The 23,626-nt window shown below is 70.6% G+C and carries 25 protein-coding genes; 14 read left to right on the top strand and 11 right to left on the bottom strand.

Going from position 1 to position 23,626, the window contains the following annotated elements; genetic code table 11:
- Positions 1-126: 126 nt before the first annotated feature.
- The 3 genes from N415_RS01180 to N415_RS01170 all read right to left on the bottom strand — a co-directional run bounded on the left by N415_RS01180 (position 127) and on the right by N415_RS01170 (position 2,019).
- Positions 127-444, bottom strand: a complete 318-nt coding sequence (locus tag N415_RS01180) for a metalloregulator ArsR/SmtB family transcription factor (protein WP_068176122.1) — start codon at positions 442-444, stop codon at positions 127-129.
- A complete protein-coding gene (locus N415_RS01175) occupies positions 441-926 on the bottom strand; it encodes an SRPBCC family protein (RefSeq protein WP_068176120.1) in 486 nt (161 codons plus the stop codon). Before N415_RS01175 ends, N415_RS01180 begins: the two co-directional genes overlap by 4 nt.
- A gap of 64 nt (positions 927-990) precedes the next feature.
- Positions 991-2,019, bottom strand: coding sequence for a methionine synthase (locus tag N415_RS01170; protein WP_068176117.1), 1,029 nt, complete (start codon positions 2,017-2,019; stop codon positions 991-993).
- A gap of 86 nt (positions 2,020-2,105) precedes the next feature.
- On the opposite strand from N415_RS01170, the gene N415_RS01165 reads away from it, so the two are divergent.
- Positions 2,106-2,750 carry a sensor domain-containing protein gene (locus N415_RS01165; RefSeq protein WP_193376372.1) on the top strand — a complete coding sequence of 215 codons (645 nt, stop codon included), beginning with the start codon at positions 2,106-2,108 and terminating at the stop codon, positions 2,748-2,750.
- Positions 2,751-2,754: 4 nt separating this feature from the next.
- On the opposite strand, the gene N415_RS01160 is transcribed toward N415_RS01165, so the two are convergent.
- The 7 genes from N415_RS01160 to N415_RS01130 all read right to left on the bottom strand — a co-directional run bounded on the left by N415_RS01160 (position 2,755) and on the right by N415_RS01130 (position 9,185).
- Positions 2,755-3,039, bottom strand: coding sequence for a DUF4190 domain-containing protein (locus N415_RS01160; RefSeq protein WP_068127284.1), 285 nt, complete (start codon positions 3,037-3,039; stop codon positions 2,755-2,757).
- Positions 3,040-3,184: 145 nt separating this feature from the next.
- Entirely contained in the window at positions 3,185-4,261 is a 1,077-nt protein-coding gene (gene mnmA / locus N415_RS01155) for a tRNA 2-thiouridine(34) synthase MnmA (protein ID WP_068176114.1), read from the bottom strand.
- On the bottom strand, positions 4,262-5,440 hold the full coding sequence (locus tag N415_RS01150; protein WP_068176112.1) for a cysteine desulfurase family protein: 1,179 nt from the start codon (positions 5,438-5,440) through the stop codon (positions 4,262-4,264). It lies immediately after the preceding gene.
- Positions 5,441-5,473: 33 nt separating this feature from the next.
- Positions 5,474-6,295, bottom strand: coding sequence for a lysophospholipid acyltransferase family protein (locus N415_RS01145; RefSeq protein WP_068176109.1), 822 nt, complete (start codon positions 6,293-6,295; stop codon positions 5,474-5,476).
- Positions 6,292-7,140 (bottom strand): GNAT family N-acyltransferase, encoded by an 849-nt coding sequence (locus N415_RS01140; protein ID WP_068176105.1) that lies wholly within the window; start codon positions 7,138-7,140, stop codon positions 6,292-6,294. Before N415_RS01140 ends, N415_RS01145 begins: the two co-directional genes overlap by 4 nt.
- 246 nt (positions 7,141-7,386) lie before the next feature.
- Positions 7,387-8,343, bottom strand: coding sequence for an electron transfer flavoprotein subunit alpha/FixB family protein (locus N415_RS01135; protein ID WP_068176102.1), 957 nt, complete (start codon positions 8,341-8,343; stop codon positions 7,387-7,389).
- Between the two features lie 41 nt (positions 8,344-8,384).
- On the bottom strand, positions 8,385-9,185 hold the full coding sequence (locus tag N415_RS01130) for an electron transfer flavoprotein subunit beta/FixA family protein (RefSeq protein ID WP_068100173.1): 801 nt from the start codon (positions 9,183-9,185) through the stop codon (positions 8,385-8,387).
- Between the two features lie 228 nt (positions 9,186-9,413).
- Between N415_RS01130 and N415_RS01125 the strand changes: the two genes are divergently transcribed.
- From N415_RS01125 to N415_RS01110, 4 genes are all read left to right on the top strand, one after another.
- Positions 9,414-10,232, top strand: coding sequence for a class I SAM-dependent methyltransferase (locus tag N415_RS01125; protein ID WP_068176099.1), 819 nt, complete (start codon positions 9,414-9,416; stop codon positions 10,230-10,232).
- A gap of 20 nt (positions 10,233-10,252) precedes the next feature.
- Positions 10,253-11,815, top strand: coding sequence for a glycoside hydrolase family 57 protein (locus N415_RS01120; protein ID WP_068176097.1), 1,563 nt, complete (start codon positions 10,253-10,255; stop codon positions 11,813-11,815).
- 97 nt (positions 11,816-11,912) lie between these two features.
- Positions 11,913-13,157, top strand: coding sequence for a glycosyltransferase family 4 protein (locus tag N415_RS01115; RefSeq protein ID WP_068176094.1), 1,245 nt, complete (start codon positions 11,913-11,915; stop codon positions 13,155-13,157).
- Positions 13,158-13,167: 10 nt separating this feature from the next.
- Positions 13,168-14,523: a TIGR01777 family oxidoreductase gene (locus N415_RS01110; RefSeq protein WP_068176089.1), complete on the top strand. Its 1,356-nt coding sequence runs from the start codon at positions 13,168-13,170 to the stop codon at positions 14,521-14,523.
- A 9-nt stretch (positions 14,524-14,532) separates the two neighbouring features.
- On the opposite strand, the gene N415_RS01105 is transcribed toward N415_RS01110, so the two are convergent.
- Positions 14,533-15,207: a phosphodiesterase gene (locus N415_RS01105; RefSeq protein WP_068176225.1), complete on the bottom strand. Its 675-nt coding sequence runs from the start codon at positions 15,205-15,207 to the stop codon at positions 14,533-14,535.
- Between the two features lie 352 nt (positions 15,208-15,559).
- Here N415_RS01105 and N415_RS01100 point away from each other — a divergent pair, with 352 nt between their 5' ends.
- The 9 genes from N415_RS01100 to N415_RS01060 all read left to right on the top strand — a co-directional run bounded on the left by N415_RS01100 (position 15,560) and on the right by N415_RS01060 (position 23,619).
- Positions 15,560-15,997, top strand: coding sequence for an STAS domain-containing protein (locus N415_RS01100; protein WP_068176222.1), 438 nt, complete (start codon positions 15,560-15,562; stop codon positions 15,995-15,997).
- Between the two features lie 247 nt (positions 15,998-16,244).
- Positions 16,245-17,321: a polyprenyl synthetase family protein gene (locus N415_RS01095; RefSeq protein WP_068176220.1), complete on the top strand. Its 1,077-nt coding sequence runs from the start codon at positions 16,245-16,247 to the stop codon at positions 17,319-17,321.
- Entirely contained in the window at positions 17,318-18,847 is a 1,530-nt protein-coding gene (gene crtI / locus N415_RS01090) for a phytoene desaturase family protein (RefSeq protein ID WP_068176217.1), read from the top strand. Before N415_RS01095 ends, crtI begins: the two co-directional genes overlap by 4 nt.
- Entirely contained in the window at positions 18,844-19,785 is a 942-nt protein-coding gene (locus tag N415_RS01085; RefSeq protein WP_068176088.1) for a phytoene/squalene synthase family protein, read from the top strand. Before crtI ends, N415_RS01085 begins: the two co-directional genes overlap by 4 nt.
- Positions 19,782-20,105, top strand: coding sequence for a lycopene cyclase domain-containing protein (locus tag N415_RS01080; RefSeq protein ID WP_068176212.1), 324 nt, complete (start codon positions 19,782-19,784; stop codon positions 20,103-20,105). Before N415_RS01085 ends, N415_RS01080 begins: the two co-directional genes overlap by 4 nt.
- Positions 20,102-20,413 (top strand): lycopene cyclase domain-containing protein, encoded by a 312-nt coding sequence (locus N415_RS01075; RefSeq protein WP_068176085.1) that lies wholly within the window; start codon positions 20,102-20,104, stop codon positions 20,411-20,413. The genes N415_RS01080 and N415_RS01075 overlap by 4 nt, the downstream gene beginning before the upstream one ends.
- Positions 20,400-21,125: a class I SAM-dependent methyltransferase gene (locus N415_RS01070; RefSeq protein WP_068176083.1), complete on the top strand. Its 726-nt coding sequence runs from the start codon at positions 20,400-20,402 to the stop codon at positions 21,123-21,125. Before N415_RS01075 ends, N415_RS01070 begins: the two co-directional genes overlap by 14 nt.
- Positions 21,122-22,630: an FAD-dependent oxidoreductase gene (locus N415_RS01065; RefSeq protein ID WP_068176079.1), complete on the top strand. Its 1,509-nt coding sequence runs from the start codon at positions 21,122-21,124 to the stop codon at positions 22,628-22,630. Before N415_RS01070 ends, N415_RS01065 begins: the two co-directional genes overlap by 4 nt.
- Entirely contained in the window at positions 22,627-23,619 is a 993-nt protein-coding gene (locus N415_RS01060) for a DUF5914 domain-containing protein (RefSeq protein WP_068176214.1), read from the top strand. The genes N415_RS01065 and N415_RS01060 overlap by 4 nt, the downstream gene beginning before the upstream one ends.
- Positions 23,620-23,626 lie beyond the last annotated feature (7 nt).

The raw sequence follows: 23,626 nt of genomic DNA, 5'->3' as shown, positions 1-23,626 counted from the left end.
AGGCAACAAGCGGCACCCCTTGTGCCCGCCTCATAGCGACAATTCGCGAGCCCGACGCCGGCCGAGTCAGTAGTCGCTGTGAGGCGGGCACTACGGCACATCCCTCCGAGCTGTGACCGGAGTGACTCACTCCTCTTCCACGTACGCCCGCAACCGCTCCACCGCGGCATCCCAGCGCCGCGACAGCTGGTCGAGGTAGTCGCTGGCCTGGGCTAGCGGTTCGGTCCGCACCGTCCAGACCCGCTCGCGACCCCGGCGGGCGCTGGTGACCACTCCCGCGGATTCGAGCAGCGCCAGGTGCTTGCTGGCCGCCTGCCGGGTGACCGGAATGGCTTGCGTGACTTGCGATGTCGAGCACGGCCCGACGTCGCAGAGCCGGACGACGATGCGTAGCCGATTCGCGTCCCCCAGCGCGTCGAACAGCGGCGCGCCGACGGCGCTCATACCCGGGTGCCCTCCAGATACCGGCGCACGAGGTCGGTCTGCATGGCCCAGCCCTCGGAGTTCGCCTCGAACGCGGAAGCGCGACGCGCCGCCGGGATGGCGTCGAAACCCGATTCGGTGATGGTGAGCAGCACGCCGTCGGGCGTCTCGGCGAGGGTGAACTCGACCAGCGTGGTCGGCTCATCGTCCGCATCCGGCTCGCCCGCGCACGGCTGCCAGCGGTAGGCGAATCGCCGTCGGGGCTCGATCGCGACGATCTCCCACGTGGTCGTCACGCCGGCGTGTGGCTCCTGGCGCTTGGCCACCTCGTCGTCGACGGTGGTCGGGGTGATGGTCGCGGCGACCGGCCGCCCTGCGACGAATGGCCCGTCGAAGCGGACGCCGAACCAGCGCCCGAACTGCTCGGCGTCCGTGATGGCTCGCCACACCCGGTCCAGCGGCGCGCGCAACACGACTTGTTTCTGGATTTGATCAGTACTCATATGCAACCTCCTGGTTGCCTTTTAGTTCAGCACATCCTTCAGGGAAACGCAACCAGCTGGTTGCCTAATCGATGGCGTCCGGGTCTTCGGCGAACGCCTCGGCGGCTTTGCGGGCGAGCTCGATCGCGGTCCGGGCCCACTGCGGCGTCGCGCCCGCCAGGCCGCACGCCGGGGTCACGCCGATGCGGTCGCGCAGCGCCGAGCGGCCGAATCCGAGCCGATCGGTCACTGCGACGACGGCGGTGGCGACCTCTTCGGCCGACGGCCGCTTGGGCGGCGCCGTCGCCGGGACCACGCCCAGCGCGACGGTGCGGCCCGACTCCACGAATGCGGCGATGCCGTCCAGGTCCTCGGCGCGCAGGGTGCCGGCGTCCACGGATACGCCGCCAATCCCGCTGCGCTGCAACAGATCCCACGGCAGCCCAGAAGCGCAGCTGTGCACCAGCACGTCGGCGCCGACGGTAGCGGCGCACGTGTCGAGCAGTCCCAGGGCAACGGCCTCGTCGAGCGCGGCGACCGGGCTCAGCGCCGTCACCCCGCTCAGCTGCCCGCCCAATGCCTCCGGCAGCGACGGCTCGTCGAACTGCACCACTACCGGCGTATCGAGGCGCCGAGCGAGCGAAGCACGGTGCGCCGCAACGCCTTCGGCAAGCGACGCCGCCAGGTCGCGCACGGCCCCAGGGTCGGTGATGGCCCGGTGCCCGTTGGCCAGCTCGAGCCCGGCGGCCAGGGTGATCGGCCCGGGGGCCTGCACCTTGACAACGCGCTCACCGCCGCGCAGGCCCGCCGTCTCCCAGGCCTCCTCCAGCGCGTCCATGTCCTCGTCGAGCAGGCTGACGGCGCGGCGCGTCACGGCGCCGGGCCGGGCCACGATGCGATAGCCGCGCGGCACCGTGTCGATCGCGACGTCGACCAGCAGCGCGCCGGCCCGTCCGACCAGGTCGGCACCGACTCCGCGGGCGGGTAGCTCGACGATGTGGGCCAACGCGCCCGCCAGCTCGCCGACCACCACCGCGGCGGCCTCGCGCGCCGCGGTGCCGGGCCACGATCCGACGCCGCTGCCCGTCGCGAACGGATGCGCCAAAACACTCACCGGCCAACCGTATTCGACGTCGCCCAGCGCGCCGGTCGCGAGGGGTGTTGCGGCGGGGTAGGTTCTAGCCGAGAAGGGTGCAAACGGTGGGGCGTAGAGCGAGGTTCACCAGGCCGCTGCTGTTGGTGGGCGCGGTGTTGCTGGCGGCGGCGTGCACCCGGGTGGTGGGCGGCACCGCGCTTCCGGGATTCGGGCCCGCCGCGAAGGGCGTCCAGGGCGTCAACGTCGACACGATCCTGCTGGACCAGTCACGGATGCGGGCCATCACCGGCGCGGGCGAGCACCTGACGATCATCCCCTCGATGGACGGCACCCGCCCGGTGGACATCGACGCGCTCGCTGAGGCGACGCCCGCCGAATGCCGGTTCCTCTATGCCGAGACCGCGACCTTTGGCCCCGACATCGAGGAGTTCCACAAGACCACCTTCCAGGACCCGCCCGACGGAGCGCTGATCTCCGAGGGCGCCGCCGCCTACCAGGACGTCGACACCGCGCGCCGGGCGTTCAGCGCCCTGGTCGGCGCCGTCAGAGGCTGCGCGGGCGGCTCGGCGGGCGAGTCGTTGGTCGGCGGGTGGACCGCCGACGCGACATCGCTGCACCTCGGACCCGGCGGGTGCGGCCGCGACTACCGGGTGCTGAAGGTGGCCATGGTGGAGGTCACGTTCTGCGGCTTCGCGCAATCGGTGTCGGACATCGTGATGACGAACATCGCGGCCAACATCCCGGGCTAACTCCTCACCAGTGCGCCGTCGCCATCAGCTCGAAGTTGGGGTGGCCGTACTTGACCCACATCGCCACGTGCAGGGCCGTCATGGCCGCCGAGACCGCCAGGGCCGCGATCGCCAACCCGAAGCCGTTCTGCCCGCGGTGCTTGACCTGATGCAGCGCGACGACGGCAAAGATGCTGCTCAGCAGCGGGCTGCCGTACATGCCCATGAGGCTCAGCACGAACGCCGCGATAGCCAAAGCGTTGGTCTGGACGGACGATTCCTCACGGGCCGCGACTTGCTGGGTGCTCATCTCCGTTGGCTCCTTTCCTGGCTGTCACGGAAAGGATCGGAAACCGCCCTTGGCGGATCCTTAATGAATCCTTGAGGCGCTCAGCGCGGGCGCTCAGCGCGGGCGCTCAGCGCGGGCGCTCAGCGCGGGCGCTCAGCGCGCGGAATCAGCGAGAAGTGCCGGCGATCGTGGCGCTGCCCAGCACCTCGTCGCCGTCGGGATCCGGGCGGTACAGCACCAGCGTCTGCCCGGGCGCCACGCCACGCAGCGGGGCGCGCAGCCGTACGACGAGCTCGTCGCCGACCAGTTCGGCCACGGCGCCGACCGTCTCGCCGTGCGCGCGCACCTGGACCACGCACTCGACGGGCCCGTCCAGCGGGGCTCCCCCGGTGAACACCGGCGACCGCCCGACCAGGCCGCGCACGTCGAGGTCGGCCGCCTCCCCGACTTCGACCGTCCCCGTCTCGGCGTCGATCGAAGTCACATAGCGCGGGCGGCCGTCGGGCCCCGGACCGGCGATGCCCAGCCCCTTGCGTTGCCCGATGGTGAAACCGTGCACCCCGTCGTGGCTGGCCAGCACCGCCCCGTCGGCGGTGACGACGGCGCCGCGGCGCACCCCGATGCGCTCCCCCAGGAAGGCCCGGGTGTCCCCGGACGGGATGAAGCAGATGTCGTGGCTGTCCGGCTTGTCGGCGACGGCCAACCCGCGCCGGGCCGCCTCGGCCCGGATTTCGGGCTTGGGGGTGTCCCCGATCGGGAACGCCGCGTGCCGCAACTGCTCGGCGGTCAGCACGGCCAGCACGTAGGACTGGTCCTTGTCCCGGTCGACGGCGCGGCGCAGCCGCCCGCCGGACAGCCGAGCGTAGTGGCCGGTGGCCACGGTGTCGAAGCCCAGCGCGACGGCCTTCGCCGACAGCGCCGAGAACTTGATCCGCTGATTACACCGCACGCACGGGTTAGGGGTCTCACCGCGCGCGTACGACTCGACAAAGTCGTCGATCACGTCCGCCTTGAACCTCTCCGCGAAATCCCATACGTAGAAGGGGATTCCGAGCACGTCGGCGACGCGGCGCGCATCCGAGGCGTCTTCTTTGGAACAGCAGCCCCGCGAACCGGTGCGCAGCGTGCCCGGTGCCGAGGACAGCGCCAAGTGCACGCCGACCACGTCGTGCCCGGCGTCGACCATGCGGGCGGCGGCGACGGACGAATCGACGCCGCCACTCATCGCGGCGAGGACCTTCACTTACGGCGCCCCCGCGGCGGCCAGCGCGGCCCGCCGGGCGCGGTCCACGGCGCCGGGCAGCACCCGCAGCACCGCATCCACGTCGGCATCAACGCTGGTGTGCCCCAACGACAGTCGCAACGACCCCCGCGCGCTCGCCGGGTCGGCGCCCATCGCGACCAGCACGTGCGACGCCTGCGCCACACCGGCGGTGCAGGCCGAGCCGGTCGAGCACTCAATCCCGTTGGCGTCCAACAGCATCAACAGCGCATCGCCCTCGCAGCCGCGGAAGGTGAAGTGCGCGTTGCCCGGCAGCCGCAACGGGTCGCGGGCGCCGTTGAGGCTGACGTCGTCGATGCCGGCCAGGACGCCCTCGACCAGGCGATCGCGCAACACCCGCAGCCGCGCGCTGTTCGGCTCGAGGCCGTCCACCGCGATCCGGGCTGCCGCCGCCATGCCGACGGCGCCAGCGACATCCGGTGTGCCGGAACGGATGTCGCGCTCCTGTCCACCGCCGTGCGACAGCGGCACGCAGGCGACGTCGCGGCGCAGCAGCAGCGCCCCCACGGCGGGCGGACCACCAAACTTGTGCGCTGTCACGCTCATCGCCGAGAGACCGCTGGCCGCGAAGTCGACGGGCAACTGCCCCACCGCCTGAACGGCGTCGCTGTGCATCGGAACGCCGAATTCGGCTGCGACGGAGGCGAGTTCCGCGACCGGCATCACGGTGCCGACCTCATTGTTGGCCCACATCACCGACACGAGCGCGACGTCATCGTGGCTCTGCAGCGCCTCGCGCAGCGCGGCCGCCGACACCGACCCGTCCGCGGCGGTGGGCAGCCAGGTCACCTCGGCGCCCTCGTGCTCGACGAGCCAGTTCACCGAGTCCAGCACCGCGTGGTGTTCCACCTCGCTGGCGATGATGCGCCGGCGCGACGGTTCGGCGCCGCGGCGGGCCCAATAGATGCCCTTGACGGCCAGGTTGTCGCTCTCCGTGCCGCCCGCGGTGAAGATGACCTCCGACGGGCGCGCGCCCAGTTTGTCGGCGATCAGCTCCCGCGATTCCTCGATGCGCCGCCGCGCCGCCCGTCCGCTGGTGTGCAGCGAGGACGCGTTGCCGACGGTGCCGAGCGCGGCCGTCATCGCCTCGATGGCGGCGGGGTGCATCGGGGTGGTGGCAGCGTGGTCGAGATAAACCATGACGCGCCCCACGATACCTGCAGGTCTTTGTGGCTAACCCACCAGCACGTGGCGGCGCCGGGGGCGCTGCGGCACTCCCACACCCACCGCCGACTCGCAGCGGCGGGCTAGCGCCCGCCGGTCGGTGCCCGGCAGCTGCAGGGATTCGACGTGCACGTGCGCCAAGGTGCGGCGCACCGCCAGCAACCGGCACATCGAGCGCCACAGGGTGTCGTCACCCACGAAGGCGGGAGCGGTCGAGACGCCGCCGTCGACGTGGTGGTAGGTCAACCGGAGCGGCTGCACCGGGCGGCCGGCATCTATCGCGGCCTGGAACATCGCCGGGTAGAACGAGCCACAGGCCACCCCGCACCACGTGGTGCCCTCCGGGAATGCCACCACGGTCTGACCCGCGCGCAGCCGCCGGGCGGCCGTTTCGACCACCCAGGGCAGCCGCCGCAGGTTGGCCCGCTCGATGGGAATGATCTTGAGCAGGCGCACCGCGAGCTCACCGAACAAATCGGCGCGGGCCACGAACGAGCCGGGCAACACCGAGCCGATGGCGAACACGTCCAGCCAGGACATGTGGGGACTGACCACGAGGACCCCGCGCAGGTTGCGGATCGGACTGCCGGACACGCTGATCCGGACACCGAAGCAGCGCAGCAGCACCCGGCAGCAGAACCGTTGCACCCGCATCTGGCCCGGCAGCGGCACCAGCGCCAGCGGCACCACCGCCGCCAACAGCAGCGCCAGCATGATCCGAAGCGTCACCCGCAGCACCACCCGCCACCGCGACGACGCGGGGCCGACCCGCACACAGCTGCTGTCACACGTCGCGCGGGGCAGCCAGGCGTGGGCGGCGGGGGCGTTCACTGCGCGCCGCCCACCATTTCGGAAGCCGCCGACACCGACCGCAGCCGCTTGAGATATCGGGTATCGGCGCGTCGCTTGTCCAGCAGCACGCAGAAGTCGCCGACGCCGAAGTCCGGGTCGTGCGCGGGCTCACCGCAGACCTGGGCGCCCAGCCTCAGGTAGCCGCGCATCAGCGGCGGCACCGAGGGCCGCGGCGGCGCGGGGATGTCGTCGAGGGCCCGCCCGGCCACCCGGACGGGGCGGTGGGGGTGCACCCGGTACTCCGGCGGCGCGGCGTGGCGGTTCAGGATGAAGTCGCGCACCCCGCGCAGTTGGCTGCCGGGAGTGTCCCCGTCCGACTCGTCGCCGATCGGCACCGACACGCAGCCGGTCACGTAGTCGTAGCCGTAGCGGTCCAGGTAGGCCAGGATGCCTGCCCACATCAGCAGCACGACGCCACCGTTGCGGTGACCGTCGCGAACCACCGCACGTCCCATCTCCACCAACGACGGCCGCAGCGGGTCGAAGGCGCGGACGTCGAATTCCGTTGCGGTGTAAAGCCCTCCGGCCGCGATGGCTCCGGTGGGCGCCAGCATCCGGTAGCAACCCACCAGCTCGCCGGTGTCGTCGTCGCGCACCAGCAGGTGGTCGCAGTATTCGTCGAACCTGTCGACGTCGAGGCCCTCGGCACCGGCGGTCGGCAGGGCGAAACCCGGCGTGCTGGTGAATACGTCGTACCGGAGCCGCTGCGCCGCCTCGATCAAGGTGGGATCGGTGGACAGCAACAGCGAATAGCGCGGCCCGGCCGAGCTGGTCGCCGCGCCGTCCGGCGCGTCGGCGGCTATCAGGACAGAAGCAATGCTCATGGGAAACAACGTGGCGCAACCGATGAGCTAGTCGGCATCGACGCTGTGACGTGTCGGTGCACGTCAGATGACGAAATATCGCGAAATTTGGCCCTAATTGACCGCGCGGTTAACGGACGCAGGACCGCGGGTGCCGCCGCAGCGGCACGAATTACTCGTCACCGCAAGCGAAACGCCGGGCGTCATCCCGGGATCGCTTGCCGCGCTTAGGTTCTCGGCCGGGGATGGACCCGGCCGCGGGCGAAATCAGCCCTTGCGCGCCTTGATCGCGTCGGTCAGCTGCGGGGCGACCTTGAACAGGTCGCCCACCACGCCGTAGTCGGCGATCTCGAAGATCGGTGCCTCTTCGTCCTTGTTGACCGCGACGATGGTCTTCGAGGTCTGCATGCCCGCGCGGTGCTGGATCGCCCCGGAGATGCCCAGCGCGATGTAGAGCTGCGGCGACACCGTCTTGCCGGTCTGGCCGACCTGGAACTGGCCCGGGTAGTAGCCGGAGTCGACCGCGGCGCGCGACGCGCCGACGGCGGCACCCAGCGAGTCGGCCAGCGCCTCGACCACGCTGAAGTTCTCCGCGCTGCCGACGCCGCGACCGCCAGAGACCACGATGGTGGCCTCCGTCAGCTCCGGGCGGTCACCGGCAACCGCGGGCTCGCGAGAGGTGACCTTGGTGGCGTTCTCCGCGGGCGCGGGCACCTCGACGGTGACCTCTTCACCGGCGCCGGCCTGCGGCTCGGCGTCGACCGCACCGGCACGCACCGTGATGATCGGGGTGTCACCGTTGGCCTGCGCCTCGACGGTGAACGCGCCACCGAAGATGGAGTAGGTGGCCTTGTTGCCTTCCTTGACCTCGACCACGTCGACCAGCAGGCCGGAGCCGAGCCGGGCCGCGAGCCGGCCAGCGATCTCCTTGCCGTCGGCGTTGGCGGCCAGCAGCACGGCCGCCGGCGAACTGGATTCGGCAATCGACGCCAGCACGTCGATGACCGGGGTGAGCAGGTACTTGTCGACGTCGTCGGATTCGGCGACGTAGATCTTGGCGGCGCCCGCCTCCTTCAGGCCGTCGACCAGCGGCGCCGCCGTGCCCGGCGCGCCGACCACGACGGCGGAGGGCTCGCCCAGCACGCGGGCGGCGGTGATCAGTTCGGACGTGACCTTCTTCAGCGCGCCTTCGGCGTGCTCGACCAACACCAGTACTTCAGCCATGGGTTATTTCGCTCTTCTCGTCTGTGGGTTTCGTGCTCGTGCTAGATGATTTTCTGGGCGACCAGGTACTGCGCGACCTGGTTGCCGCCCTCGCCCTCGTCGGTGACCTTCTCGCCCGCGGTCTTCGGCGGCTTCGGCGTCGACGACAGCACGGTCGAGCCGGCGTTGGCCAGGCCCACCTCGTCGCTCTCGACGCCGATCTCGGCCAGGGTCAGCACCGTGACCTCTTTCTTCTTGGCGGCCATGATGCCCTTGAAGGACGGGAAGCGCGGCTCGTTGATCTTCTCCGTCACGCTGACCACCGCGGGCAGTGTCGCCTCAAGCGTGAACACGCCGTCGTCGGTCTCCCGTTCGCCGGTGACCTTGCCGCCCTCGATGGACAGCTTGCGCAGGTGGGTCAGCTGCGGCAGGCCGAGGTACTCGGCGATGACGGCCGGCACCGCGCCGCCCGTGCCGTCGGTGGCCTCGTTGCCCGCGATGACGAGCTCGGTGCCCTCGATGGTGCCCAGCGCGCGCGCCAGTGCCCAGGCGGTCTGGATCAAGTCCGAGCCGTGCATGCCGTCGTCCTTGAGGTGGACGGCCTTGTCGGCGCCCATCGAAAGGGCCTTGCGGATCGCCTCGGTGGCCCGCTCGGGCCCGGCGGTCAGCACGGTCACGGACCCGTCGACGCCGTCGGCGGTTTCCTTCTCCCTGATCTGCAGCGCCTCTTCCACGGCGCGCTCGTTGATCTCGTCCAGCACCGCGTCGGCGGCCTCGCGGTCCAGCGTGTAATCGCCGTCGGTGAGCTTGCGCTCCGACCAGGTGTCTGGGACCTGCTTGATCAGGACCACGATGTTCGTCATGAGTCTGGTTCGTCCTCCTCGAAGGGGTCACACAGCGCTCGACTGCGGACCTCGGCCACGCACATTAAAAGACTGCACGGCGTGTTACCGGCGGGTAACTTTGTGCGGTCTGCTCTCACACCATAGCGGGTCGTAGTGCAGGTTCTTTCGGCCCGTCTGTCCATCTCGGCCGGGGTGCCCACTTCGCCGGTTCGCGAATCGGACACTTCGCGTTAGCCTGCCTATTCAATGAGCGCATTCCTCCCCGACGTCCCCTCGGACGCGCCCGGCCCGCAGGCATCGGGCCCTGCAGCGGTCGACGCGGTATTGACGCTGACGGGCGAGCGCACCATCCCGGACCTGGACATCGAGAACTACTGGTTTCGCCGGCATCAGGTCGTCTACCAGCGGCTTGCGCCGCGCTGCGCGGGCCGGGAGGTGCTCGAGGCGGGCTGCGGCGAGGGTTACGGCGCCGACCTGATCGCGGCCTTCGCGCGCCGGGTCGTCGCGGTGGACTACGACGCGGCCGCGGTGGCCCACGTCCGCAACCGCTACCCCCGCGTCGAGGTCATGCAGGCCAACCTCGCGGAGCTGCCGCTGCCCGACGCGTCGACGGATGTTGTGGTGAACTTCCAAGTCATCGAGCACCTGTGGGATCAGCCACAATTCGTCGCCGAGTGCGCCCGGGTGCTGCGGCCTTCGGGGCTGCTGATGGTGTCCACCCCCAACCGGATCACGTTCTCACCCGGGCGCGATACCCCGGTCAACCCGTTCCACACCCGCGAACTCAACGCCGACGAGCTGACCGAGCTGCTCGTCGACGCGGGCTTCCGCGATGTCGCGGTCCGCGGGCTGTTTCACGGCCCGCGCCTGCGCGAAATGGACGCGCGCCACGGCGGGTCGATCATCGACGCGCAGATCCGGCGGGCGGTTGCAGACGCGCCGTGGCCGCCCGAACTGGCCGCCGACGTCGCCGCGGTCACCTGTGACGACTTCGACCTCCTCGACGCCGGCGACCGCGACATAGATGAAAGCCTGGACCTGATCGCGATCGCGGTGCGGCCGTGAGCGCCCCGCACGTTCCCGGCATGTTCACGCTGGTGCTGCACACCCACCTGCCGTGGCTGGCCCACCACGGCCGCTGGCCGGTCGGCGAGGAATGGCTCTACCAGTCCTGGGCGGCGGCCTACCTCCCGCTGCTGCGGGTGCTGCGCCCGCTGGCCGACGAGGATCGCCACCGCCTCGTCACGCTGGGCGTCACGCCGGTGGTCAACGCCCAGCTCGACGACCCGTACTGCCTCGACGGCATGCATCACTGGCTCGCGAACTGGCGGCTGCGGGCAACCGAAGCCGCCAGCGTGCGCACGGCCCGCGGCTCGAAGTCGGCGGACTACCAATCCTGCACCCCAGAAGCGTTGCGGGCCTTCGGAATTCGCGAATGCGCCGAGGCCGACCAGGCGCTGGACGACTACGCCACCCTGTGGCGGCACGGCGCCAGCCCGCTGCTACGCGCCCTGATCGACGCGGGCACGGTGGAGTTGCTCGGCGGCCCGTTGGCCCACCCGTTCCAGCCGCTGCTGAACCCGCGGCTGCGCGAGTTCGCGCTGCGCGAGGGCCTCGCCGATGCGCAGCAGCGCCTGGCACACTTCCCGACCGGCATCTGGGCCCCCGAATGCGCCTACGCCCCCGGCATGGAACACGACTACGCCGCCGCCGGGGTCACGCACTTCATGGTCGACGGCCCGTCACTGCACGGCGACACCGCCCTGGGCCGGCCCGTCGGCGACACCGACGTGGTCGCGTTCGGGCGCGACCTGCAGGTCAGCTACCGGGTGTGGTCGCCGAAATCCGGCTACCCCGGCCACGCCGCCTACCGCGACTTCCACACCTACGACCACCTGACCGGCCTCAAGCCGGCCCGGGTCACCGGGCGCAACGTGCCGTCGGAAGGCAAGGCGCCCTACGATCCCGAGCGCGCCGACCGCGCCGTCGACGCCCACGTCGCCGACTTCGTCGAGGTGGTCCGCAGCCGGCTGTGCAGCGAATCCGAGCGCATTGGGCGCCCCGCCCACGTCGTCGCCGCCTTCGACACCGAGCTGTTCGGCCACTGGTGGTACGAGGGCCCCACGTGGCTGGCGCGGGTGCTGCGGGCCCTGCCCGCCGCCGGCGTGCGCGTCGGCACGCTGAGCGACGCGATCGACGGCGGATTCGTCGGCGACGCGGTCGCGCTGCCGCCCAGCTCGTGGGGCTCGGGCAAGGACTGGCAGGTGTGGGCCGGCGAGAAGGTGGCCGACCTGGTGCAGCTCAACAACGAGGTGGTCGACACGGCGCTGAGCACGGTCGACAAGGCCTTGTCACAAACGGGGTCGCAGCCGGCGTCGCTGGACGGCCCAGTGCCCCGCGATCACGTCGCCGACCAGATCCTGCGCGAGACCCTGCTCACCGTGTCCAGCGACTGGCCGTTCATGGTCAGCAAGGACTCGGCCGCCGACTACGCCCGCTACCGCGCGCACCTGCACGCGCACGCCACCCGCGAGATCGCCGGCGCGCTGGCGTCGGGCCGGCGCGACACCGCGCAGCGGCTGGCCGACGGCTGGAACCGCGCCGACGGCCTGTTCGGTGCCCTGGATGCGCGTAGGCTGCCCCGGTGAGCGCCTCCCCTTGCCGCGAGGGTCCCCAAATGTACGGCGACACGCCGGTGTGTGCGGCATTTTGGGGCCCCTCGCGCCACCGAAGGGGGGCCCACGCGTGAAGATCCTGCTGGTGTCGTGGGAATACCCGCCGGTGGTGATCGGCGGGCTGGGGCGGCATGTGCATCACCTCTCGACCGCGCTGGCCGCCGCCGGCCACGACGTCGTCGTCCTGTCGCGCCGGCCGACGGGCACCGATCCCAGCACCCACCCGTCCTGCGACGAGATCAGCGAGGGCGTCCGCGTCATCGCGGCCGCACACGATCCGCACGAATTCACGTTCAGCAACGACATGATGGCCTGGACCCTGGCGATGGGTCACTCGATGATCCGCGCCGGGCTGTCGCTCAAGAAATACGGCAGCGACCGGCCGTGGCGTCCCGACGTCGTGCACGCGCACGACTGGCTGGTCGCCCACCCGGCCGTCGCCCTTGCCCAGTTCTACGACGCGCCAATAGTTTCCACGATTCACGCGACCGAGGCGGGCCGGCATTCGGGCTGGGTCAGCGGCGCGATCAGCCGACAGGTGCACGCGGTCGAGTCGTGGCTGGTGCGCGAATCCGATTCGCTGATCACGTGTTCGGCGTCGATGGCCGACGAGATCACCGAGCTGTTCGGTCCCGGCCTGGCCGAGATCACGGTGATCCGCAACGGCATTGACGCGGCGCGCTGGCCCTTCGCGCCCCGCCGGCCGCGCACCGGCCCGGCCGAGCTGCTCTACCTCGGGCGCCTGGAGTACGAGAAGGGCGTGCACGACGCCATCGCGGCACTGCCGCGGATCCGGCGCAGCCACCCGGGCACCACCCTGACCATCGCCGGGGAGGGCACCCAGCAGGACTGGCTGATCGAGCAGGCCCGTAAACACCGGGTGCTCAAGGCGATCCGCTTCGTCGGACACCTCGAGCACGCCGAGCTGCTCGCGCTGCTGCACCGGGCCGACGCGGCTGTGCTGCCCAGCCACTACGAGCCGTTCGGGCTCGTCGCCCTGGAGGCCGCGGCGGCCGGCACTCCGCTGGTGACCTCGAACATCGGCGGCCTCGGCGAGGCCGTGATCAACGGCCAGACCGGGGTGTCGTTCCCGCCCCGCGACGTGGCGGCGCTGGCCGCGGCCGTCCGCACCGTGCTCGACGATCCCGACGCCGCGCAGCGGCGGGCCCGCGCGGCCCGCGAACGGCTCACCTCCAACTTCGACTGGCGGACGGTGGCAACGGAGACCGCGCACGTCTACCTGGCGGCCAAGCGCGGCGAGCGGCAGCCGCAGCCGCGCCTGCCCATCGTGGAGCACGCACTGCCGGACCGCTAACGTTCGAGCGATGGGGCTGCAGTATTCGAGCGTCATCGACGCACCGCGCGACGAGGTGTTCGCCTGGCACGCCAGGCCGGGTGCCTTCAACCGGCTCTCGCCGCCGTGGCAGCCCATGCGCATCCTCACCGAGGCCGACTCGCTCGAGAACGGGCGCGCCACGCTCGCGCTGCCCGGGGGGCTGCGCTGGGTGGCCGAGCACCAAGCCGACTCCTATGATCCGCCAAGACGATTCGTCGACGCCATCGCCGGCGGCGGGCCGGCGGCCCTGCCGGCGCGGATCGCGGTGCGGTGGCGACACACCCATGACTTCGAGGATGTCGGCGGCAACCGCACCAAGGTCATCGACCGGGTCGACACGCCGGTGCCGGGGTCGTTGCTGCGTCCCATGTTCGCCTACCGGCACCGCCAGCTGGCCGACGACCTGGCCGCGCACCGGCTGGCCCGCGAGGCCGGTCTCGGCGCCGCAACCTTTGCCGTCACGGGGGCGTCGGGGCTGGTCGGTTCGGCACTGACCGCGTTCCTGCGCACGGGCGGCCACCGCGTCATCACGCTGGTCCGCAGGACTGCCGGCGGCGGCGACGAGCGTCGGTGGAATCCCGACGACCCGGATCCGAACCTGCTGGACGGGGTCGACGCGGTAATCCATCTCGCCGGCGCCTCGATCGCCGGCCGGTTCACCGACGCCCACCGAAATGCGATTCGCGACAGCAGGATCGGCCCGACCCGGCGATTGGCCGAACTGGTGGCCCGAACCCACCCCGCGCCCGCCGCATTCGTCTCGGCTTCGGCGATCGGGTTCTACGGCTACGACCGCGGCGACGAATCCCTGACCGAGGACAGCGATCGCGGGGACGGGTTCTTGGCGGACGTCGTCGCCGAGTGGGAGGACGCGACGGCGCCCGCGGAGGCGGCCGGTGCGCGGGTGGTGCGGGTGCGCACCGGCATCGTGCAGTCACCCCGCGGCGGCACCCTGAAGTTGATGCGTCCGCTGTTCGGCGCGGGATTGGGCGGACGGCTCGGCGACGGCCGGCAGTGGTTGTCCTGGATCGCGATCGACGATCTGGTCGACGTCTACCACCGTGCGGTGTGGGACACCGGCCTGTCGGGCGCGGTGAATGCCGTTGCGCCGCAACCCGTCCGCAACAGCGAGTACACCCGCACCCTCGCCCATGTCGTGCGCCGGCCGGCACTGCTGCCCGTGCCATCCCTGGGGCCGCGCCTGCTGTTGGGCGAGCAGGGCGCCCGCGAACTCGCGTGCGCCAGCCAGAAAGTGGTTCCCCACAAGCTCACGGCGGCCGGGCACCGGTTTCGTCAACCCGACCTCGACACCGCCCTGCGGCACCTGCTCGGGCGCGTCCGGTAGTTCAGGGCCTCACTCGGCGTCCCTGCCGTCGCGGCTGCGCCGGTAGGCGCGGCCCCGCAGATCGGCGAGCCAATCGGGGTAGAGGCTCACCCCGGGCGCGGTGTTGGCGACCGGATCGAACGACACGTCCGGCTCGGGGTCAAGGACGCCGGTCAAGCTCAGCCGCGCCAGTGGCGTGAAATCGCCCCGGCCGCAGGCCTGGTCAATCGCAAAGTCGATGCCGGTATTGCCGATGGCCTGCTCGACGGTGTCCAGCGACAGTCCAAAGCCATTGACATCACTGATGATTCGCGCCCTCAGCCACCAGACGCTGCCCTGATAGCGAAAGGGCATCAGGCTGGTCAGGGTCTGGCCGGACCAGGACGTGGTCGGGCGCAGCGCCACGGCCCGGGCCAGCACACCCGAACCCGCCGAGACCAGCAGGATGTCCCACGGTGACGCCGCCACCTGCTGGGGTGCGACGCGGAGCGCCAGGCCGATGAAGTCGGGCAGCACCCCTGGGGTGCCGGCGGCTTTGGAGATTCGGGCGACAACGCGGGAGGACGGGACGGGCAGGCCGTCGGCCGCGGGGGCGACACGTTCGAGCGAGCCCTCGGCGAGTACGCCGACCGGATGGAAAAACCGGCGACCGCGCAGTGCGGATCCCCATTGAAAGGGCTTGGCCAGAAGATCAGAAACGTCCACCGGCGCCGGGTTCCCGTTCTTGCCGGCGAGAAACCCCGGCCGCAAGGGGCCCGAAAGCGAACGGGAGGCGGATGCATCCCGGCCAGAAAACGAATGTTCAATGCAGGTTGCCGCGCCACGTCCCCCGTCCCACCTGGCCCGCGGGCCGGCCCCGAAAACCCGCACTCCCATTTCGCCACGGCTGTGCGCCGCGGCGGCTAGCATGTAAACCAGGTTGAGTTCACAGCTTCTTTTTCGAGCGCGGTGCACGGCGCACCTGCCGCTCCCCCTCACCAGCCGATTGGTGCACGAGATGACTGCTCACCGTTCCATGGATCTACCCCAGAACAAACAACCCGCCAGCTGCCGCTACATGGCCGACTTCGACGGCGCGCGGCTCTACGTTTATGCGCGCAGCCTGGGCACCGTCCTGCGCGTCGATGGCGAGATCGACGCGTCGAATGCCGACCAGTTCGCCCAGACGATCCGTCGTTTCTCCCGCCTGAAAACCCCGTTGATCCTCGACCTGAGCCAGCTGGAATTTTTGAGCCTCGACGGTTTCCGGGCGCTGCTGTCGCTCAACCACGAGCATCGCCAGGCGCGGGTGCACTGCAGCGTGGTCGCCGGCCCTGCGATGCGCCCGCTGCTGCACATCATCACCGACCACGGTTTGCAGGTGGTGGGATCGGTGGCCGAAGCCCTGCAGCTCCTCGACGACATCGTCAAGGCCAGGCGCCAGTTGCTCTCGGGCATCGTCGCGGATCGGCGACACCGGCACGAGCCGGCGCAACCCGCCGCCATCCCCTCCTGAGGCCATAACGGCGTCGGGCGACGCACCTCACCGCACGGGCTAGCGACAGCACAGCGCATGTCCGCCAGCACTGGCGTACCGCTCGATCATTCAGTAAGTTAATGTTTCAATAACTTAACTGAGCGGCGCCGGCCGAGTCGTTGGCCGTCGCCCGGTGTTTGTTTCGTCACCAGAGGGGTATCAACGCGTGAATCCGAGCCTTTCGAGCCGGCGGCTGACGGACGTTTCGTGGGAGGCGGTCGGCCCGATGTGCCTGCCCGACAAAGACCAATTGGACGCCTGGCGTACGAGTCTGCGGCGGGCGGTGCTGGATCAAGTCACCGGATTCGTCGCGGAGCGATGCCACGACGCCCTGGGTGACTGCGGGGTCGACGTGGCCGGCGACATCTTGCTGGAGTTCGTCAACGGCGGCAAGTGCCTGCGGTCGATGTTCATGTATCTGGGCTGGTTGTGCGGCCAACGGCCCAGCCATGCGGCACTGTCGGCTACCGCCAGCCTCGAGTTGCTGCACGCGTTTGCGCTGCTGCAAGACGATGTCATGGACAATTCGCCATCGCGGCGAGGGCGCCCGGCCGCGCACCTGCAATTCGCCACCTGGCATCGCCGCCGCGGACTGTCCGGCTCCTCACGGCGGTTCGGCGAATCGGCCGCCGTCCTGCTCGGCGATCTGTGTTTGATCTGGGCCGAGCAGATGCTGCGCGACAGCGGCCTCGAGCGCCACCACCTGCTCAAGGCGTGGCCACGCTACGACGCCATGCGTACCGAGCTGGCGGTGGGCCAGTTCGCCGACCTGGCAACCGATATGCGGGACCTACCGACGATGCAGGCCGTTCTGGAGGTGGCGCGGCGCAAGTCCGGTAACTACACCGTGCGCCGACCGCTGGAGATCGGCGCCGCGATGGCCGGGTGCGACGTCCGGGTGCTCGACGCGTTAGGCGACTACGGCACCGCCATCGGCGAAGCCTTCCAGCTGCGCGACGACATCCTGGGCATCTTCGGGTCGCCCGCGGTGACCGGGAAGCCCAACGGTGGGGACCTGATCGAGCGCAAGGCCACCAGCGTCGTGGTGGCCGCGCACGAGTTGGCCGACGCGTCGACCCGTCGGCAGTTTCGCCAATTCATGAGCGGTGATCGGCTCGACGATTCCGCACTGGACCAGTGGCGGAACCTCATCCTGGCCACCGGGGCGGTGCGGCTGATCGAAGAACTGATCGCCGATCGCGTCGAGGCGGCTCTCAAGGCATTGGACGGCAACATCGTCGACGGCGCGCTCACCGCCGCGCTCGTCGACATGGCGGCCCTGTGCACCCGGCGCGCCGCATGAGCATCCGCACGGTGTCCGGGCGCACCGACCACGTCGTCGTGGTCGGCGCGGGATTCGCGGGGCTTGCCGCCGCGCTGCACCTCGCCGGCCGAGGCCGTCAGGTCACCGTGGTTGAGCGCCAAGCCTGGCCCGGCGGCCGGGCAGGCCGGCGCGATGTCGACGGCTACCACATCGACACCGGCCCGACGGTGCTCACGATGCCCGACATCATCGACGAGGCGTTCGCCGCAGTGGGCGAAACCGCCTCGGACAGAGTCGAATTGCTCCCGGTCGACCCGGCCTACCGGGCGCTGTTCGCCGACGGCAGCGCCATCGACGTGCACACCGACGCCGACCGGATGGCCGCCGCGGTGAGCGAGTTCGCCGGACCACAGCAGGCCGACGGCTACCGGCGGCTGCGCGACTGGTTGAACCGGCTGTATCGCACGGAATTCGACGGCTTCATCGCCGCCAACTTCGACTCCCCGCTGTCGCTGCTGACTCCCCAGCTCGCGCGGTTGGCCGCACTCGGCGGGTTCCGCCGGTGGGACACGATGGTCAAGCGCCACATCAGCGATCCCCGGTTGCGCCGGGTGTTCACCTTCCAGTCGCTCTACGCCGGTGTCGCGCCGCAACACGCCCTGGCGGTGTATGCGGTGATCGCGTACATGGACACGGTCGCCGGGGTGTTCTTCCCGCGCGGGGGCGTGCGGGCGCTGCCAGATGCCCTGGCGGCCGCGGCCGCCGACGCCGGGGTGCGGTTCCGCTACGGGTCGACGGTCACCCGGCTGGAGCGCAGCGGACAGCGGATCACCGCCGTCCACACCGACCGGGATGCGCGCATCGACTGCGACGCGGTGGTACTGACGACCGAACTGCCGCAGGCGTACCGCCTGCTGGGCCGGCAACCGCGCCGGATCCTTCCACTGCGCGCGGCGCCCTCGGCGGTAGTGCTACACCTGGGCTGCCGCGCCGTGGCGTCGCAAAACGCCCACCACAGCATCCTTTTCGGCTCGGCGTGGGAGCAGACGTTCACCGACATCATCCGCGACGGCCGGCTGATGGCCGACCCCTCGCTGCTGGTGACCCGGCCGACGGCCGGCGACCCGAGTCTGGCCCCCGCCGGCCGCGATTTGCTCTACGTGCTGGCGCCGGCCCCCAACCTGTCGCGCGGTGAGATCGACTGGTCGGCCACCGGGGGCGCATACGCGGACTCCCTCCTCGACATCGTGCAGGACCGGCTCTTGCCGGGCGTGCGCGACGACGCCCAGCTGCTGCACGTCGACACCCCGGCCGACTGGGCCCGCCAGGGCATGGCGGCGGGCACGCCGTTCGCGTGGGCCCACACGTTCGCCCAGACCGGGCCCTTCCGGCCGGCGAACACCGTGCGCGGCATCGAGAACGCGGTGCTGGCCGGGTCGTCGACCCTGCCCGGGGTCGGCGTGCCGACCACGCTGATCTCCGGGCGGTTGGCCGCCGACCGCATCACCGGCGCCGCAACGCGGACGACGACCCGAACGCTCGACCTGAAAGCGGGATCGCGATGATCCGGACCGAATTGGACGCCGCCGGAATCGACGAAGACCGGCTGCGCGCGGCCTATCGGCGGTGCCGGCGGATCGCCGCCGAGAACGGCCGCACCTACTTCCTCGCCACCCGGTTGCTCGCCCCCGACCAGCGCCCGGCCGTGCACGCGTTGTACGGCTTCGCCCGCCACGCCGACGACATCCTCGACGAGCTCAACCCGGCCCTGGACGTCTCCGAGCGGGCGGACCGGCTGCAGCGGCTATCGGATCGCTTCTTCGACGGGGGCGACCACCACGACGAGCCCATCCTCGCTGCCGTCACCGACACCGCGCGTCGCTACGGGATTCCCGCGGACCTGTTCGCGGATTTTCTGGACTCCATGCGCATGGATCTCACCGTCACCGACTATCCCGACCGGGCGGCGTTGAACCGATACATGCGTGGCTCCGCGGAAGTCATTGGCCTGCAGATGCTTCCGGTGCTTGGGACCGCCGGCCCGGCCGTCACCGCCGACGACGCCGCGCCGTACGCGGCGGCGCTGGGCCGCGCGTTTCAGCTCACCAACTTCCTACGCGACGTCGACGAAGACTTGGCGCGGAACAGGATCTACCTGCCGACCGACGAACTCGCCGCCTTCGGCGTGGACCGCGACCTCATGATGTGGTGCCACGTGCACCGGCGCACCGACGCTAAAGTCCGCTCCGCCCTGGCGGCTCAGCACCAGATCACTCGCGAGATCTACCGTTTCGCCGCCGACGGGATCGCCCTGCTGGCGCCCCGGTCCCGGCCGTGCGTGGCGACCGCGTTGACGCTGTACTCCGAAATCCTGGATCGCATTGAGGCCAGCGATTTCTCGGTGTTCACGCAGCGGGCCACCGTCGGCACGGCGCGGCGGCTTCGGGTCGCCGGTGGCGCGCTGGTGCGGTCGTGGCGGGCCCGGATGAAGACCGCGTCATGAGCGACCGTTGGCAGTACCTGATCGTCCTGGGCCTGTGCCTCGCGATCACCGCGCCGCTCGAGCTGTTCGGCGCCGGTGTCTACCGCCAACCGCGCCGCCTGGCCCGCGCGGTCATTCCGGTCGCGGCGGTGTTCCTCGTCTGGGACGCGGTGGCCGTCGCCAACGGCGTGTGGACGTACAACTGCGAATACATCACCGGCCTGCACATTCCGTTCGGGGTGCCGATCGAGGAAGTGCTGTTCTTCCTGGTGATTCCGGTGTGCGCCGTGCTGACCTACAACGCGGTGACCACCATCCTCGAAAGGGGCAGACGCCGATGACCGGGCTCGGCTATACGGTGCCGGCCGTGGCGGCCGTCCTGGTCGTCGTCGCGCTGGAGTTTGCGCTGTTGCGCACCAACCTGTTTCGGCGGCCGGCCTACTGGGTGTCGATGGTGATCGTGCTCGGCTTTCAGGTTTTGGTCGACGGTTGGCTGACGAAACGCAGCGCCCCGATCGTGATCTACAACGAGCGGCACACCGGCGGTGTGCGGTTTCCGTTCGACATTCCCGTCGAGGACTTCTTGTTCGGCTTCGCGCTGGTCACCGCGGTGCTGCTGCTGTGGGAGCGACAACGTGCGCGCCGATAAGGCGGGTCTGCCCCGCAACGAGGTGCCCGGCGCCTTCGACGCCGGCGCCGCGGCATACGACCGGCTGGTCGGCGCCAACCCGTACTACCACGCGAACCTGGCGTTGTCGGCGCGCCGCATGCGGCTGCCCGGACGCGGCCGGGGCCTACGTCTGCTCGACGCGGGCTGCGGCACCGGCGCGTCGACGGCCGCGCTGCTGGCGGCGGCGCCCGAGGCGGAGATCGTCGCGGTTGACGCCGCGAACGGAATGCTCGATGTGGCACGGGCGAAGGCGTGGCCGCCGTCGGTGCGGTTCGTGCACGCGCGCGTCGAAGAACTGGAGGAATGCGGCGTCACCGGACCGTTCGACGGCATCCTGGCCGCCTACCTGCTGCGCAATCTCGCGGATCCGGACGGCCAGCTGCGAGCGTTTCGCGCCCTGCTCGCCCCCGGCGCGACACTGGCGATGCACGAATACTCGGTGCGCGATTCGATCGCGGCGAGGTTGGTCTGGCACGCGGTGTGTTGGGGCATCATCGTCCCCGCCGGCTGGTGGCATACCCGGGACACGGCGCTCTACCGGCACCTGTGGCGCAGCGTCCTCGCGTTCGACGGGGCGGCGCGGTTGCGGCGCCGGATGCGCGACGCCGGCTTCACCCGGGTGCGCAGCGAGACGATGCCGGGCTGGGAGCGCAACGTCGTCCACACGTTCCTCGGGGAGGCGCCGCGATGACCGACCGGAGACGGCGCGTTCACCCCGCCACAGCCGGCCTGGCCGACGCGGGCGCGCTGTCGTCGCGGCCGCGCGCCGTCGTGGTGGGCGCCGGGATCGCCGGCCTGACGGCCGCCACCGCGCTCGCCGAACGCGGCGTCTCGGTGGACGTCGTCGAACGCGAGGACTACCTGGGCGGCCGGGTGGGCGGCTGGACCGAACACCACGACGGCGCCGAGTTCGCGATGAACCGCGGATTCCACGCCTTCTTCCGCCAGTACTACAACCTGCGCGCGCTGCTCCGCCGGGTCGATCCGCGGCTGCGCATGCTCGCCCCGGTCAGCGACTACCCACTGATCGACGGCGCAGGACGGCGCGACACCTTTCGCGGACTGCCACGCACCCCGCCCTGGAACGCACTGGCATTCGCATTGCGCAGCCCGACATTTTCACTCGGCGACCTGGTGCGCATCAACGGCCGGGCCGCCGCGCCGCTGGCGGCGGTGTCGGTGCCCGACATCTACCGGCGGCTCGACCACATCGACGCGGAAACCTTCCTGAAGAGCATCAACTTTCCCGAGTCCGCGCGCCACCTGGCGTTCGAGGTGTTCTCCCGCAGCTTCTTCGCCGAGCCGGCACAATTGTCCGCCGCGGAGCTGGCGACCATGTTCCACATTTATTTCCTCGGTTCCAGCGAGGGCCTGATCTTCGACGTCGCCACCGCGAACTTTCAAGTGAGCCTGTGGAATCCGCTGGGGGACTACCTGCGCGAGCGGGGAGTTCGGATGCACCTCGGCACGCAAGCGTCCTGTGTCACGCCCGGAACCACGAAAACCTTTGACGTCCATACCGAGTCGGGCGATCGCTACGACGCGGACGCGGTGGTGCTGGCGCTCGACGTGGGCGGCCTGCAGCGCGTGGTGGCGGCGTCTGCCGGCCTTGGCGACGATCCGTGGCGCGCCCGGATACGCCGGTTGCGCACCGCGCCGTCCTTCGTGGTGCACCGGCTATGGCTGGAGAAGGCCGTCGATTCGGACCGGCCCGCTTTTCTCGGCACGGCCGGTCATCCGCCCGTCGACAACATCAGCGTGCTGGAGCGTTACGAACGGGAGGCCGCGGTGTGGGCACGCCAACACCGCGGGTCGGTCGTCGAATTGCACTCTTACGCGGCCAGTTCCCAATCCCCCGATCGGGCCGCGATCGGCCGGCTGCACCAGTTGTATCCCGAAACGGCCGGGGCCCGGGTCGCTTACGAACGCGTGCTGCGCCGCGACGACTGCCCCCTGTTCGCACCGGGAACCTTCCCGCAACGGCCGACGGTGGCCACCCCGCAGCCCGGGCTGGTGCTGGCCGGCGACGGGATCCGTGTCGACCTGCCGGTCGCGCTGATGGAACGGGCGGCCACCACCGGATGGTCGGCCGCCAACCAGCTGCTGGCATCGTGGGGCATTGCCGGCCACGCGCTGTGCACCGTCCCCACCCGCGGGCGGTCCGCGCTGCTGCGGTCACTGGCGCGGCCGCGATGAGCGTCGGCGACCGCTTGCGCCGGCGCTGGAAAGACTGGCCGGTCGGCGTAATCCCGCGTGTCTCATGGACACAGCAGCGCCCGACTTACCGCGACGCGCAGCCGGGCATCATCAACGCCGCGTTGGCGCGGTCGGGGCGCCGGGCGACCGGAAACTGGTTCGCGTTTGCCGCGAGCCGCGACGTGCGCACCGGTCACGCCCACGGGGCGCGGGTCGGCGGCATTGACCTGGTTGCCTGGCGCGACGAGCACGGCCGGCTGCTGGTCGGTCCCGCAACCTGCCCGCACCTGGGCGCCGACCTGGCGACCGGCCTGGTGCGCAAGGGCGTCCTGTACTGCCGATGGCACGGGCTGGCGCTCGACGGCAAAACATGCGAATTGCGTTGGCAGCCGTTTCCCAGCCACGACGACGGCGCGCTGGCGTGGGTGCGTCTCGATTCGGTTGGTGCAGAGGCTCCGACGGATCGGCCGGTCGTGGTGCCTAGGCCTTCCGTTGACACCTTGACGGCGGTCACCCGCGTGGTCGGTCGCTGCGAACCGTCCGACGTCCTCGCCAACCGGCTCGATCCCTGGCACGGTGCGTGGTTCCACCCCTACTCGTTCACCCGACTGGAGGTGCTCACCACCCCGACCGAGGAAGACGACCGCTTCCTGGTCTCGGTCACCTTCCGGATGGGTCGCCTCGGCGTGCCCGTCATCGCCGAATTCACCACCCCCGACGCGCGCACGGTCGTCATGCGCATCATCGAGGGCGAGGGGACGGGAAGTGTCGTCGAAACCCACGCGACGCCAATGGGTTTGGGACACGACGGCATGCCGCGCGTTGCCGTCCTGGAGGCCACTGTCGCGACGTCGCAACGCCCGGGTTTCAAGACGGCGCGCCGGGCGGCCCCGTTGATCACACCGCTGATGCGCTACGCCTCGAACCGGCTGTGGCGCGACGACCTGGCCTACGCCGAACGCCGGTATCGACTTCGCACGGGTGGCTAGCATGGAC

Source organism: Mycobacterium sp. UM_CSW, assembly GCF_000455205.1.
Classification (GTDB): domain Bacteria; phylum Actinomycetota; class Actinomycetes; order Mycobacteriales; family Mycobacteriaceae; genus Mycobacterium.
Note: the sequence above shows the minus strand (reverse complement) of the source record. Positions and strands in the feature narration are given on the sequence as shown.